Origin of the sequence: Pseudooceanicola sp. LIPI14-2-Ac024, assembly GCF_042188925.1 — a bacterium.
Classification (GTDB): domain Bacteria; phylum Pseudomonadota; class Alphaproteobacteria; order Rhodobacterales; family Rhodobacteraceae; genus Pseudooceanicola.
Genome location: NZ_CP170102.1, coordinates 1,279,468 through 1,292,067 on the forward strand (window position 1 = coordinate 1,279,468; position 12,600 = coordinate 1,292,067).

Here is a 12,600-nt window from a genome sequence, read left to right on the forward strand (position 1 = left end):
CGCGCCCCTCAGGCCCAGGCCCGCCAATACGCCGGGGTGAACAGCACCAGCACCGTCAGCAGCTCCAGCCGCCCGGCGTACATGCCGAAGGCCAGCAGCCATTTCGCCCCCTCCGGCAGGGTCGCGAAATTGCCCGCCGGGCCGATGATTTGGCCCACCCCCGGACCCACGTTCGCCACCGCCGTCAGCGCGCCGCTGAACGCCGTGTCGCTGTCGAGCCCGTAGAGCGCCAGCGCCACGGCCAGCAGCGCGATCGTGCCGACGTAGAGCACGAAGAACACGATCACGCCGTCGACGACGTCGGGGGTGACCCGCCGCCCCTCGTAGCGGATGGTGCGGACGGCGTGCGGCATCAGCGTGGTCATGACATAGGCCCTGGCCGCGCGCAGGAAGATGATCCACCGCATCGCCTTGGCCCCGCCCGAGGTCGACCCGGTGCAGCCGCCCGACACCGTCAGGAACAGGAACACCGTCACCGCGAAGCCGCCCCAGGTGGTGTAGTCGGTGGTGGCGAACCCCGTGGTGGTCACGACCGAGACGACGTTGAACGCCACCAGGGTCAACGCCCGGAACGGGGACACGCCGTCCGCGATAATCAGCCAGAGCGTCAGCATCGCGATCATCGCCGCCAGGTAGATCAACAGTATCCGTACCTGTTCGCTGCGGAACCGGCCGCGGTGCAACACGCGGATGTACCAGGCAAAGGGCAGCCCCGCCCCCAGCATGAAGACCACGCCGGCCCATTGCAGGAACGGGCTTTCAAAATGACCGAAGGAGGCGTCAGAGGTCGAATAGCCGCCGGACGAGACGGTGGTGAAGGCATGCACCGTCGCCTCGAACGGGGTCATGCCGCCCAGCCCGTAGGTCACCCCGCAGGCCAGCGTCAGCCCGAGGTAGACAAAGACCGTGGCCCCCGCGAACCGCGCCGCGGTCGCCATTTCCTTGTCGCCGGTTTCCGAGCTCTCGGTGCGGAAGAGCTGCATCCCCCGACCCGCAGGATCGGCAGGAAGGCGATGCCGGTCACCACGAAGCCGATCCCGCCGATCCACTGCAGCACACCGCGCCACATGAGGATCCCCGGCGCGGTGGTGTCGAGGCCGGTCATCACGGTCGATCCGGTGGTGGTGATGCCCGACATCGCCTCGAAGAAGGCGTCGGTCGGGCTGAGCTGCCATAGCCAGAGCGGCAGCGCCCCGGCGGTCGCGCCGGTGATCCAGACACTGGCGGTCAGCACGAAGGCATGCAGGCGGTGGACCAGTTCCAGCCGGTTCAGCGCGGCCAGCGCCATCATCGCGCCGAAGGGCGCGACGACGGTGGCCGCCAGAAGGAAGATGCCGCGCGTGGCTTCGAACAGCAGCGCGTTCAGGGCCATGAAGGCCCCCATCAGCATCAGCAGCGCGCCATTCGCGACGACGACGAAGCCCAAGACGACCTCCTGCCCGGACAGTCCAGACCGGAGCTATGATCCCATTCGGGCCGGATGAAAAGTGGCCAGTTGTCTAGGCCGCGGGCCAGAGCCGGGGCAAACGGTTGACACAAAAAGGGAACAACTGTAGAACAAAACAAAATGAACAACAGTCGAGGCGGCGGCGATGCTGACCAAGAAGCAGCTTGATCTACTTGAATTCATTCACAAACGCGTCCAGCGTGACGGCGTTCCCCGTCGTTCGACGAGATGAAGGAAGCGCTCGACCTGCGGTCGAAATCCGGCATCCACCGGCTGATCACCGCACTCGAGGAACGCGGATTCATCCGGCGGCTGGCGCACCGGGCCCGCGCGATCGAGATCGTGAAGCTGCCCGAAAGCCTGGGCGGCGACACCGCCGTGCACACCCCGCGCGTGATCGAGGGCGGCGCCCGCGACCCGGCGGACCGGCCCGGCCGGTCGCAGGTGGTCACGGTCGATGCGCTGGAACTGCCCGTGATGGGCCGCATCGCGGCCGGTGTCCCGATCGAGGCGATTGCCCATGTCTCGCACCACGTGGCCGTGCCCGGCTCGATGCTCTCGGGGCGCGGCGAACACTATGCACTCGAGGTGCGGGGGGATTCGATGATCGACGCAGGCATCAACGACGGCGACGTCGTGGTGGTGCGCGAGACCTCGACCGCCGACAACGGCGACATCGTGGTGGCGCTGGTGCAGGACCAGGAAGCGACGCTGAAACGCTTTTTCCGGCGCGGCGACACGATCGAGCTGGTGGCGGCCAACCCGGCCTACGAGACCCGCATCCTGCCGTCGCACATGGTCAAGGTGCAGGGACGCCTTGTCGGCCTGATCCGCACCTACTGAGACGCGATATCCTGAGCGGCGGGCCCGTCCAGCCGCGGGCGTTCCTTCGGGGCCGGTCCTGACCAGGGCCGGCCCCGCGCGCGTTCAGCCGCGCCCTCGACCCTCCAGCCCCCTGCCGCCGGCCAGACCGCCACCGCGCCGCTGCGCCCGAGCGCCGTGCTGTCGAAGACAAGGCAGCCGTCGATCGCGGGCAGCGGCGCGTTGGCCACGAGGATCGCCGCGCCTTCGCAGCCCACCACGCCCGCCGCCGCCTTGCGCCTGGTGACGTGGTGGACGAGGTCCGGTGGCACCAGGTCCCAGCGGTCCGCGGCCGCCGGCTGGTCGACCGGATCGCCGTCGTTCTCAAGCCAGACACGCGCGACAAAGCCCGATCCGCGATCCCGCGACAGCGCCCGCCCCTCGGCGGTCATCACCCCGACCAGACCGCCGCTTTCCGCCACCAGGAGCGCGGGCCGTTCGGCCGTCATCCAGAGCAGGAACCCGGCCGCGACCGGCCCCAGCCCCGCGAGCCGCAGCCGCCCCTGCCAGAGACAGATCACCAGCCCGCCGACGGCGATCAGGGGCAACACCGCGCCGGGGGGTGTCGGCACCATCCGCACGGCGCCCGGCAAGTCGGCCACCGTGTGCGCGACCAGCAGGATCCAGTCGATCCCGGCCCCCATGACCCAGAGCGCGGGCTGTTCCAGCCCCAGCGGCATCAGGCAGGCCGCAATCACCGCGGCAGGCATGACGAGCGTGCCCATCACCGGCACGGCGGCGAGGTTCGCGACCAGTCCAAGCCGCGCCACCTGGTTGAAATGCGCCGCCGCCACCGGCGCGGTGGCGATGCCCGCCACGCTGGAGGAGATCAGCAGCGCCAGCACCGGGGCGAACCAGCGTGGCGCACGGGTGCCATTGCGGTCGCGCAGGACTCCGAAGGCCGCGACCAGCGCCACGGTGGCGGCAAAGGACATCTGGAACCCCGGCCCCAGCAGCGCCTCGGGCCGCAGTGCGAGAACGATCATCGCGGCCAGGGCGACCGCCCGGAGGCTGAGCGCCCGGCGGTCGAAAAGCAGCGCCACGAGGGCCACCGCGACCATGACAAAGGCGCGTTCCGTCGCCACGTTCCCGCCCGAGAGCCCGAGGTAGGCCGCCGCCGCCGCCAGCGCCGCCAGGGCCGCCGCCTTGTGGATCGGCCAGCGCAGGGCGACGCGCGGCCAGGCAGCAAGGCCCAGCCGGATCGCGGCATAGACGAACCCCGCGAGCAGACCCATGTGCAGGCCCGAGATCGCCAGCAGATGCGCCAGGTTCGAGGCGCGCAGCACCTCGTTCACGCCGGCCGACACGCCGGAACGGTCGCCGGTCAGCACCGCCGCCGCGATCTCTCCGGTATCGCCGGGCAGCGCCGCGCGCAGGCGGTCGGCCATCGCCATCCTGAGGGTGAAGAGCCGTGCCGCGCCCGGCGCCGGCGGGGCCATCATCACCACCGGGACGCGGGTGTAGCCGACCCCGCCCAGGCCTTGGAACCAAGCGTGGCGGCGGAAATCGAAACCGCCGGGCTCCACCGGCCCCTCGGGCGGGGAAAGATGTGCGGTGGTGGCGATCACGGTGCCCGGTTCCGGCCGGGTCAGGCCAAGCACGCCGTGCAGGGATATCCGCACCCGGCGCGGCGTTTCCCCGGGCCCGAGGCGGAAGAGCTGCACGCTGTCGAGCGTCAACCGCGTCGCGTCCGAGGCCGAGCGGTCGATGCCGATCACCCGCCCCTCCACCGGGCCGTAGTAGCGGAAGGGCAGCACCGGCCCCGCGACCCAGGCGCTGCGCAGCGCGCCCGCCAGCAGCCCGGCGGCGACCAGGGCCGCCACCCAGAGCAGCGGCCCCGCCCCCGCCCCGGCCCGCGCGGCCAGCCCGGCGGCGACGAGCGCCAGCAAAGCCATCAGCGTCAGCATCCCCGGCCCCGGTTCGCCGGACAGCAGGAAATAGCCCCCGATGCCGGCGCCGAAGGCCACCGGAACCCAGGGAAACAGATGCCCCCTCTGCGCCGCGAGCCCGGCGCCCATGGCCCCGGCCAGGCGCAGCACTTGTCACCCCCTCAAGGCGTCGGTAGACAGGCGCCGACGCTAGCCCCCTCATGGTTAGCAAGTGGTTAACCGGACCCCGGTCCGCGTCTCAGGAGGCTCGAGATCCCGACATGAGCGAGCAGATCGTCACCCGTTTCGCGCCCTCGCCCACGGGCTACCTGCACATCGGCGGCGCGCGCACGGCGCTCTTCAACTGGCTCTACGCCCGGGGCCGCGGCGGCAAGTTCCTGCTGCGGATCGAGGATACCGACCGCGCGCGGTCGACCCCCGAGGCAACGCAGGCGATCCTGGACGGGATGGCGTGGCTGGGCCTGGACCACGACGGCGACGTCGTCAGCCAGGCCGCCGGCGCACAGCGTCACCACGACGTGGCGATGGAGATGCTGGCGAACGGACATGCCTACAAGTGCTTTGCCACCCAGGACGAGATCGAGGCCTTCCGCGAGGCCGCCCGGGCCGCGGGGACATCGACCCTCTTCCGCTCGCCCTGGCGCGATGCCGACCCGGCGACCTTCCCCGATGCCCCCTTCGTCGTGCGCCTGAAGGCCCCGCAGGACGGCGCGACGGTGATCGCGGACGAGGTCCAGGGCGACGTGACGATCCGCAACGACCAGCTGGACGACATGGTGCTGCTGCGCTCGGACGGCACGCCGGTCTACATGCTGGCGGTGGTGGTCGATGACCACGACATGGGCGTGACCCACGTGATCCGCGGCGACGACCACCTGAACAACGCCGCCCGGCAGATGCAGATCTACCATGCCATGGGCTGGGACGTGCCGGTCTGGGCGCATATCCCGCTGATCCACGGGCCGGATGGCAAGAAGCTGTCGAAGCGGCACGGCGCGCTTGGCGTCGAGGAGTACCAGCGGATCGGCTATCCGGCGGCAGGGATGCGCAACTACCTCGCCAAGCTGGGGTGGAGCCACGGCGACGACGAATTCTTCACCGACGCGCAGGCGCTGGAGTGGTTCGACCTGTCGGGGATCGGCAAGTCCGCGGCCCGGTTCGACTTCAAGAAACTGGAAAATCTCTGCGGCCGCCACATCGCCATCGCGGACGATGCTGCGCTGATGCAGGAACTCGATGCATTCCTGGCCGCCACGGGGCAGCCGGCGCTGGCCGGAGAGGTCCGGGACCGCGTTTCCACATCCATGCCGTTCCTTAAAGAACGGGCCAAGACCTTCCCGGAACTGCTTGAAAAGGCACATTTCGCCCTGGCATCGCGCCCGATCGAACGGGACGAGAAATCGGCTGCATCCCTGGATGTGCAATCACGCACATGGCTGGCGGAATTGACGCCGCACCTGCAAAATGCTAGCTGGTCGCGAGACGAACTGGAGGGTGTTCTGAATGGGTTTGCCGAAGCGCGGGAGACCAAATTCGGCAAACTGGCGGCCCCATTGCGCGCCGCGCTCGCGGGACGTTCCGCCACCCCAAGTGTATTCGACATGATGATCGTCCTGGGCCGGGATGAAACCCTTGCCCGGATCGCGGAGGCCGCCAACGCCTGAGCCACCGCGGCAGATTTAACGACCTCGCAAGACGCGGTCACGTATGGAAAGGCGCCGGCCCGGCCGGCGCGGGAACAGAGGAAGGTAAAGAATGGCGGACACGAACAAAAAGGCAACTCTGACGATCGGGAACGAAAACTACGATCTGCCGATCCTCTCCCCGACCGAAGGCCCCGACGTGATCGACGTGCGCAAGCTCTACGGCCAGGCCGACGTCTTCACCTACGACCCCGGCTTCACCTCGACCGCGTCCTGCGACAGCTCGATCACCTACATCGACGGCGAAGCAGGCATCCTGCTGCACCGCGGCTACCCGATCGACCAGCTGGCGTCGAAGTCGCACTTCCTCGAGGTCTGCTACCTCCTGCTCTACGGTGAGCTGCCGACCGCGGCCCAGCTGGAAGATTTCGAAAGCCGGGTGACCAACCACACGATGGTGCACGAACAGATGCACCGTTTCTTCACCGGTTTCCGCCGTGACGCCCACCCGATGGCGATCATGACCGGCGTGGTCGGCGCGATGTCGGCCTTCTACCACGACTCGACCGACATCCACGATCCGTGGCACCGCGAGGTCGCCTCGATCCGTCTGATCGCCAAGATGCCGACCATCGCGGCGATGGCCTACAAGTACTCGATCGGCCAGCCCTTCGTGTACCCGCGCAACGACCTCGACTTTGCCGGCAACTTCCTGCGGATGTGCTTCAGCGTTCCGGCCGAGGACTACCAGGTGAACCCGATCCTGAGCCGCGCGATGGACCGGATCTTCACTCTGCACGCGGATCACGAGCAGAACGCCTCGACCTCGACCGTGCGTCTGGCCTCCTCCTCGGGCGCGAACCCGTTTGCATGCATCGCGGCCGGCATCGCCTGCCTCTGGGGCCCGGCACACGGCGGCGCGAACCAGGCGGCGCTGGAAAGCCTCAAGCAGATCGGCACCCCGGACCGCATCCCTGAGTTCATCGCACGCGCCAAGGACAAGGACGATCCGTTCCGCTTGATGGGCTTTGGCCACCGCGTCTACAAGAACTTCGACCCGCGCGCGACGGTGATGAAGCAGTCCGCCGACGAAGTGCTGGACCTGCTGGGGGTCGAGAACAACCCGATCCTCGCCGTGGCGAAGGAGCTGGAGAAGCAGGCGCTGGCCGACGACTATTTCGTCGAACGCAAGCTGTTCCCGAACGTGGACTTCTATTCCGGCATCATCCTCGAGGCCATGGGCTTCCCGACCTCGATGTTCACTCCGATCTTCGCCGTGTCGCGGACCGTGGGCTGGATCAGCCAGTGGAAAGAGATGATCGAGGATCCGCAGATGAAGATCGGCCGCCCGCGCCAGCTTTACACCGGCCCGGCGCAGCGCGACTACGTCGACGTGGAAAACCGCTGAATCGTTACGCATTCTGGGGGCGCCCTGCGCGCCCCCTTTCCTTTCCGAAACGCCTTCATTTCCAGTTCCTGCACAATTCAATGCCGTAAATTCCGGAACGGCAAATCCGGAAACAACTAAAGACATTTTTCATTGCCAGCCCAGGGTTCGGCTGCCAGAACACACGCATAATTCCGATGGGATTCTCGATGATCATTGCCATGTTCGCCCTGATTGCCCTGGGGTCCATTCTGGTGTTCACGGGCCGCGGCGACCGGGGTGCGGCACGGACCGTCCCCGTTCCCAAGGCACGACCAGCCCCGGCCCCGACCGCGCTGACGCCGGGGGCTGAGGTGACGCCGTTTGCCCCGACGCATATCCGCGAAGCCGCGCGCGCCGCGCTTGGCAGCCAGGTGCGTCCCGCGCACGCCGAGGCCGCGCAGGACGAGGCCGAGAGCGCCGAGGACGGCCCGCTGGTGATCGAGAACCTGATGGAATGTCGCGCCGCGGACGAAGTGCTGGTGCTGGAGTACGGCGGTCAGTCCGACGCCCCTGCCCTGACGCTCGAACATGCCGAGGCCGCGGGGCTGAGCCAACTCTACGCAGATGGAGAACTGGTGCTCGAGGTGCGGTATGCCGAGGGTGAACCGCAGCTCACCCTCGACGAGATCGTTGTCGCCGCCCGCTGAGCGGGCCGCGCCTCAGCGCCCTTCGAAATGCGCCGGACGCTTTTCGAGGAAGGCGACAACCCCCTCCTGGAAATCGCGGCTCTGGCCGCAGACACCCTGGGCCTTGCCCTCGACGTTCAGCTGCGCCTCGAGGTCGTTCTCCCACGTTGCGCGGATCGCTTCCTTGGCCTTGCGATAGGCCAGCGTCGGCCCCTTGGCGAGGTGCGCGGCCCGTGCCTTCCACGTCGCCTCGAACGCCGCATCGGCGACGTGTTCCCAGATCATGCCCCAGGCATCCGCCTGCTGCGCGGTGATCTTCTCGGCGAAGAGCGCCGCGCCCATGGCCTTGGCCATGCCCATGTTGCGCGGCAGGGTCCAGGTGCCGCCGGCGTCGGGGATCAGGCCAATCCGGGTGAAGGCCTGAGTAAAATATGCACTGTCGGCGGCGATCACCACGTCGGCGGCCAGCGCAAGGTTCGCACCCGCCCCGGCAGCCGCGCCGTTTACGGCCGAGATGGTCGGCACGGGGCAATCGACGATCGCACGCAGCATCGGCAGGTATTCGTCGCGCAGGATGCGTTCGAGGTCGGGGTTTGCGACGCTGGCGCTGTCGCTCAGGTCCTGCCCCGAGCAGAAGGCCCGCCCGGTGCCGGTGATTACCACGACGCGGGCGGACTTGCCGCCCTCGGTCACCGCATGGGTGATCTCGGCGCGCATTTGGCTGGACAGCGCGTTCATCACCTCGGCCCGGTTCAGCGTCACGACGGCGATGTCGTCGGCGATCTCCAGCGTGATGGTCTGATAATCCATGTCGGTCTCCCTGCGGGTGGCTTGGTTGCCGCGCAGTCAAACCGAAATCCCCGGGGGGCGAAAGCGAAACCGGGCGTCAGTCGTCGAGGATCTCGTCGAGGCGCTTCTGCTCGTCCTCGCTCAGCCCCGCCTCGCCCGCGGCGCTGGCCTGCGACCGGCGGCGGATGAAGACGACGCCGATCGCCAGACCACCGAGGAAGAGCGCCGGACCGGCGGCCCAGAGCAGCCAGTTCGCCCCGCCCGTGGTCGGCATCAGCAGGACGTATTCGCCGTACCGCTCGGTGATGTAGTCGACCACCTCGGCGTCCGTGTCACCGGCGACAAGGCGTTCGCGCACCAGCAGGCGCAGGTCGCGGGCGAGGTCGGCGTTGCTGTCGTCGATGTTCTCGTTCCGGCAGACGAGGCACCGCAGCCCGGTTGAGATGTCGCGTGCCCGCGCCTCGAGCGCGGGGTCGTCCAGCACCTCGTCGGGCTGCACCGCCGCCACCGGCCCCGGCAGCAGCGACAGCGCCAGGCACAGCCCGGCGATCCATCGCGTTGGATGCGTGATGTCACGCACCATTGCCGCAAGCCCCGTCATTCCGCTGGCACCCCCTGCGCGGGCGCCTTGCGCGCCCCGGCTGCCACGCGGAAGCGCCGGTCGGTCAGGCTGAGCAGCCCGCCGAGCGCCATCAGGATCGCGCCGCCCCAGATCCAGTTGGCCAGCGGCTTGTAGTAGCTGCGCATCGCCCAGCCCCCGGCGTCCTGCGGATCGCCGATCACCACGTAGAGGTCGCGCAGGATCCCGTTGTCGAGCGCGGCTTCGGTCGTGGGCATCCGGGCAACCTGGTAGAACCGCTTCTCCGGGTGCATCGTCGCTATGGCGCGGCCGTCCCGGGACAGCGTCACGTCGGCGGTGGTGGAGCGGAAGTTCGGCCCCTCCACCTCGCGCACGGCGTTGAGGGTGATGGTGTAACCGGCGATGTCAAAGCTCTCGCCCTCCTGCACCACGCGGATGTCCTCGACCTGCCAGGCCAGCATCGCGGCGATCCCGGCCATGGTCACGCCGAGCCCGGCATGGGCCACCGCCTTGCCCCAGTCGGCCCCCGGCAGACGGCCCAGGCGGCGCAGCCGGTCCCCGCCCCGTCCGGTGCGCGACCACAGATCGCGGATCGCCCCGGCCACCAGCCAGGCGCCGAGCGCCAGCCCGATCGGGCCGAGCGCCGAGCGCCCGGTCTGCATCGCCCATGCCAGCACCAGGACCGCGAACGCCAGCGCGGCGGCGGGCCATAGCTGCGGCAGCACGCGGCCCAGTTTCGCGCGTTTCCACGGCAGCATCGCCCCGACCGGCAGGACCAGGGCAAGGATCACCATGAAGGGCGTGAAGGCGAGGTTGAAGAACGGCTCTCCGACCGACAGCTTGCGGTCGAACAGCAGCTCGGCCACCAGCGGCCAGACAGTGCCGATGAACACGACAAAGGCCGAAACGGCCAGCAGCACGTTGTTCAGCACCAGCGCGGATTCGCGGCTGACGAGCGAGAAGACGCCCCGCGAGGTCAGCGCTTCGGCCCGGATGGCAAAGAGCGTGAGCGCCCCGCCCATGAAGACCGCGAGGATCAGCAACAGGAAAACCCCGCGCTCCGGGTCGTTGGCAAAGGCATGGACCGAGGTGATGACGCCCGAGCGGGTGATGAAGGCACCGACCAGCGAAAAGCCGAAGGCGACGATGGCCAGCAGGATGGTCCAGGCCTTCAGGCTTTCGCGCTTCTCGACGACGATGGCGGAATGCAGCAGCGCCGCGGCGATCAGCCAGGGCATGAAGGACGCGTTCTCGACCGGGTCCCAGAACCAGAACCCGCCCCAGCCGAGTTCGTAGTAGGCCCACCACGAGCCGAGCGCGATGCCCACGGTCAGGAACATCCAGGCCGCCAGCGTCCAGGGCCGTACCCAGCGGCCCCAGGCGGCATCGACCCGCCCCTCGATCAGCGCGGCAATCGCGAAGGAGAAGGACATCGAGAGCCCGACATAGCCGAGGTAGAGGAACGGCGGATGGAAGGCGAGACCCGGGTCCTGCAGCAGCGGGTTCAGATCCTGCCCGTTGAGCGGCGGCACCGCCATGCGCAGGAACGGGTTCGAGGTGAAGAGCAGGAAGGCCAGGAAGGCCGCGCCGATCATCCCTTGCACCGCCAGCACGCGCGCCTTGAGCGTCGCGGGAAGCTGCCCGCCGAACCAGGCCACCGCCGCGCCGAAGAGCGCGAGGATCAGCGACCAGAGCAGCATCGACCCCTCGTGGTTGCCCCAGACGCCGGTGACCTTGTAGAGCATCGGTTTCGCCGAATGCGAGTTCGCCACCACCAGTTCCAGCGAGAAGTCCGAGGTGACGAAGGCATGGGTGAGCGCCGCGAAGGAAAACGCGATCAGCAGGAACTGCGCATTCGCCGCCGGTTCGGCCGTGGCCATCAGCCCCGGGCTACGCCGCGCCGCACCATAGAGCGGCAGCAGGGACTGCAGGATCGCCACGACGAAGGCGAGGATGAGCGAGAAGTGTCCGAGTTCGGCAAGCATGCCCCGCTTATAGGCACTGGGCGGGGTGGCCTCCAACGGATTTCGGCCGCCGCGGGCGATCACTTTGTCGCGGCCCGGCAGGTTGGTCGGGGCCCGGTCCCGGGCGTGCGGACAGGAAATCGGGAGGACGGTGGGCTTAGCGCTCCTGCCCCAGTCGACGCCATTCGTCGAGGGCGGCGTTGGCCTCGGTATCGGTGTCGGCGACGGCCGCCGGCGCGGGCTGCGGCACCGAGTCCGCCGCGGCGGCGCGGGTGGCGAGGCCTTCGATCACCTGGGGCGCGCGGGCCATGGTGGCGGCGATGTCGCGCTGGAACTGCTGGCCCTTGGCCTGGTGGCGGGCCCCGAAATAGAAGCTGACGATCGCCCCCATCAGCCACCAGAGCGCCTCGGGCACCAGCGAAAGGCCGACCATCCGGGCCGAGAACCAGTCCGGATCGACCATGGCCGCGGCCATCAGACCGATCGTGCCGAGCGCCAGCAGCGGGCGCGGGAGGCGGTTCAGCCCGTCGATCAGCGCATCGAACCAGCTGCGGCGGGCGGCAAATTCGGCGGCGAACTGTTCCAGCGCTGCCGACTGCAGGTCATGGTCACGACGGGCCCCGGCCTCGGCGTTCTCGCGGAACACCTCGGCGGTTTCGCGCACCACGTTGCGGCCGCGCCCGAAGAGCGCACCGAAGAGCGTGTCGATCAGTCCCATGCCGCCACCCGTGCCTTGAAGCCCGCGTCCGAAAGGTGGAACCGGGGTGCGATGAACGCTTCGGCCCGGTGGATCCAGCCGCCCTTGCCGCCTGCCCGCGTGCGGCAGTACTTGCGACTTTCGGGGCGGCGGTCGGCCAGCGCGAAGTAGTAGTTGCGCCGCGCGATGCCGTAGGCGTCGGCGAGGTGGTCGGGGGCCGCGGCCTGCGCGACATGGGCCGCCCGGATCGTGCGTGGACCGATGGCACCGTCGACGGTGACCGCCTGCCCCATCCGGCCCAGCAGGCGCTGCAGGATTTTCACCGCGTTGGCCCCGGCGTTGACCTGCATGTCAAAGACGCTGGCCTGCAATCCCTCGGGCAGGTCGTCGATGCGCGGGCGGTGGAAATAGTGGTCGAGGAAGATCTCCTCGGCCTGGGCGCGGCTGAGGCGGCGTACATCGGCCATATCGACATCGCCGTCCCCGTCGAGGTCGAGGCCCAGCCGCCGCATCGTGTGGATCGTGACGCCATGGTTCGTCGCGCCGCCCGGATCGTCGGGGTCGTTCACGAACCCGCCTTCGCGGTCGAGGATTTCCCGTGCGATCTGCATGACCCTGTCGGACATCGGCCCTTCCCTCCGGCGGGTGATCCCGCGGACAGAAAGGCTCGCGCCC

Annotated in this window: 9 protein-coding genes and 2 pseudogenes; 4 read left to right on the forward strand and 7 right to left on the reverse strand. The window is 68.8% G+C overall.

From position 1 onward, the window contains the following. Nucleotides 1-8: 8 nt before the first annotated feature. Nucleotides 9-1,390: pseudogene (locus tag ACE2AC_RS06225) on the reverse strand (TrkH family potassium uptake protein). Nucleotides 1,391-1,592: 202 nt separating this feature from the next. Here ACE2AC_RS06225 and lexA point away from each other — a divergent pair. Then, nucleotides 1,593-2,290, forward strand: a pseudogene (gene lexA, locus ACE2AC_RS06230) (transcriptional repressor LexA). Here the strand turns inward: lexA and ACE2AC_RS06235 are convergent. Then, nucleotides 2,284-4,326 (reverse strand): ComEC/Rec2 family competence protein, encoded by a 2,043-nt coding sequence (locus tag ACE2AC_RS06235; RefSeq protein ID WP_375692075.1) that lies wholly within the window; start codon nucleotides 4,324-4,326, stop codon nucleotides 2,284-2,286. The pseudogene lexA and the gene ACE2AC_RS06235 overlap by 7 nt on opposite strands. A gap of 131 nt (nucleotides 4,327-4,457) precedes the next feature. On the opposite strand from ACE2AC_RS06235, the gene gltX reads away from it, so the two are divergent. From gltX to ACE2AC_RS06250, 3 genes are all read left to right on the forward strand, one after another. Beyond that, nucleotides 4,458-5,861, forward strand: coding sequence for a glutamate--tRNA ligase (gene gltX / locus ACE2AC_RS06240; protein WP_375691237.1), 1,404 nt, complete (start codon nucleotides 4,458-4,460; stop codon nucleotides 5,859-5,861). A gap of 91 nt (nucleotides 5,862-5,952) precedes the next feature. Beyond that, nucleotides 5,953-7,248: a citrate synthase gene (locus tag ACE2AC_RS06245; protein ID WP_375691238.1), complete on the forward strand. Its 1,296-nt coding sequence runs from the start codon at nucleotides 5,953-5,955 to the stop codon at nucleotides 7,246-7,248. Between the two features lie 233 nt (nucleotides 7,249-7,481). Further along, complete coding sequence (locus ACE2AC_RS06250; RefSeq protein ID WP_375691239.1) at nucleotides 7,482-7,916, forward strand: hypothetical protein; 435 nt, start codon at nucleotides 7,482-7,484, stop codon at nucleotides 7,914-7,916. A 12-nt stretch (nucleotides 7,917-7,928) separates the two neighbouring features. Here the strand turns inward: ACE2AC_RS06250 and ACE2AC_RS06255 are convergent, their stop codons facing one another. The 5 genes from ACE2AC_RS06255 to ACE2AC_RS06275 form a co-directional block, all read right to left on the reverse strand. Continuing rightward, nucleotides 7,929-8,705 (reverse strand): enoyl-CoA hydratase-related protein, encoded by a 777-nt coding sequence (locus ACE2AC_RS06255; protein WP_375691240.1) that lies wholly within the window; start codon nucleotides 8,703-8,705, stop codon nucleotides 7,929-7,931. Between the two features lie 76 nt (nucleotides 8,706-8,781). Beyond that, on the reverse strand, nucleotides 8,782-9,285 hold the full coding sequence (locus tag ACE2AC_RS06260; RefSeq protein ID WP_375691241.1) for a cytochrome c-type biogenesis protein CcmH: 504 nt from the start codon (nucleotides 9,283-9,285) through the stop codon (nucleotides 8,782-8,784). Continuing rightward, nucleotides 9,282-11,249: a heme lyase CcmF/NrfE family subunit gene (locus ACE2AC_RS06265; RefSeq protein ID WP_375691242.1), complete on the reverse strand. Its 1,968-nt coding sequence runs from the start codon at nucleotides 11,247-11,249 to the stop codon at nucleotides 9,282-9,284. Before ACE2AC_RS06265 ends, ACE2AC_RS06260 begins: the two co-directional genes overlap by 4 nt. A gap of 136 nt (nucleotides 11,250-11,385) precedes the next feature. Continuing rightward, nucleotides 11,386-11,946 carry a holin family protein gene (locus tag ACE2AC_RS06270; protein ID WP_375691243.1) on the reverse strand — a complete coding sequence of 187 codons (561 nt, stop codon included), beginning with the start codon at nucleotides 11,944-11,946 and terminating at the stop codon, nucleotides 11,386-11,388. Beyond that, nucleotides 11,937-12,551: a holin-associated N-acetylmuramidase gene (locus tag ACE2AC_RS06275; protein ID WP_375691244.1), complete on the reverse strand. Its 615-nt coding sequence runs from the start codon at nucleotides 12,549-12,551 to the stop codon at nucleotides 11,937-11,939. The genes ACE2AC_RS06270 and ACE2AC_RS06275 overlap by 10 nt, the downstream gene beginning before the upstream one ends. Between the last annotated feature and the right edge of the window lie 49 nt (nucleotides 12,552-12,600).

What these genes read in the sequence shown, in the direction of transcription:
- ACE2AC_RS06275 (WP_375691244.1), bottom strand. Translation starts at nt 12,551, where the DNA reads ATGTCCGACAGGGTCATGCAGATCGCACGGGAAATCCTCGACCGCGAA.
- ACE2AC_RS06245 (WP_375691238.1), top strand. Translation starts at nt 5,953, where the DNA reads ATGGCGGACACGAACAAAAAGGCAACTCTGACGATCGGGAACGAAAAC.
- ACE2AC_RS06235 (WP_375692075.1), bottom strand. Translation starts at nt 4,326, where the DNA reads ATGGGCGCCGGGCTCGCGGCGCAGAGGGGGCATCTGTTTCCCTGGGTT.
- ACE2AC_RS06260 (WP_375691241.1), bottom strand. Translation starts at nt 9,285, where the DNA reads ATGACGGGGCTTGCGGCAATGGTGCGTGACATCACGCATCCAACGCGA.
- ACE2AC_RS06270 (WP_375691243.1), bottom strand. Translation starts at nt 11,946, where the DNA reads ATGGGACTGATCGACACGCTCTTCGGTGCGCTCTTCGGGCGCGGCCGC.
- ACE2AC_RS06255 (WP_375691240.1), bottom strand. Translation starts at nt 8,705, where the DNA reads ATGGATTATCAGACCATCACGCTGGAGATCGCCGACGACATCGCCGTC.
- gltX (WP_375691237.1), top strand. Translation starts at nt 4,458, where the DNA reads ATGAGCGAGCAGATCGTCACCCGTTTCGCGCCCTCGCCCACGGGCTAC.
- ACE2AC_RS06265 (WP_375691242.1), bottom strand. Translation starts at nt 11,249, where the DNA reads ATGCTTGCCGAACTCGGACACTTCTCGCTCATCCTCGCCTTCGTCGTG.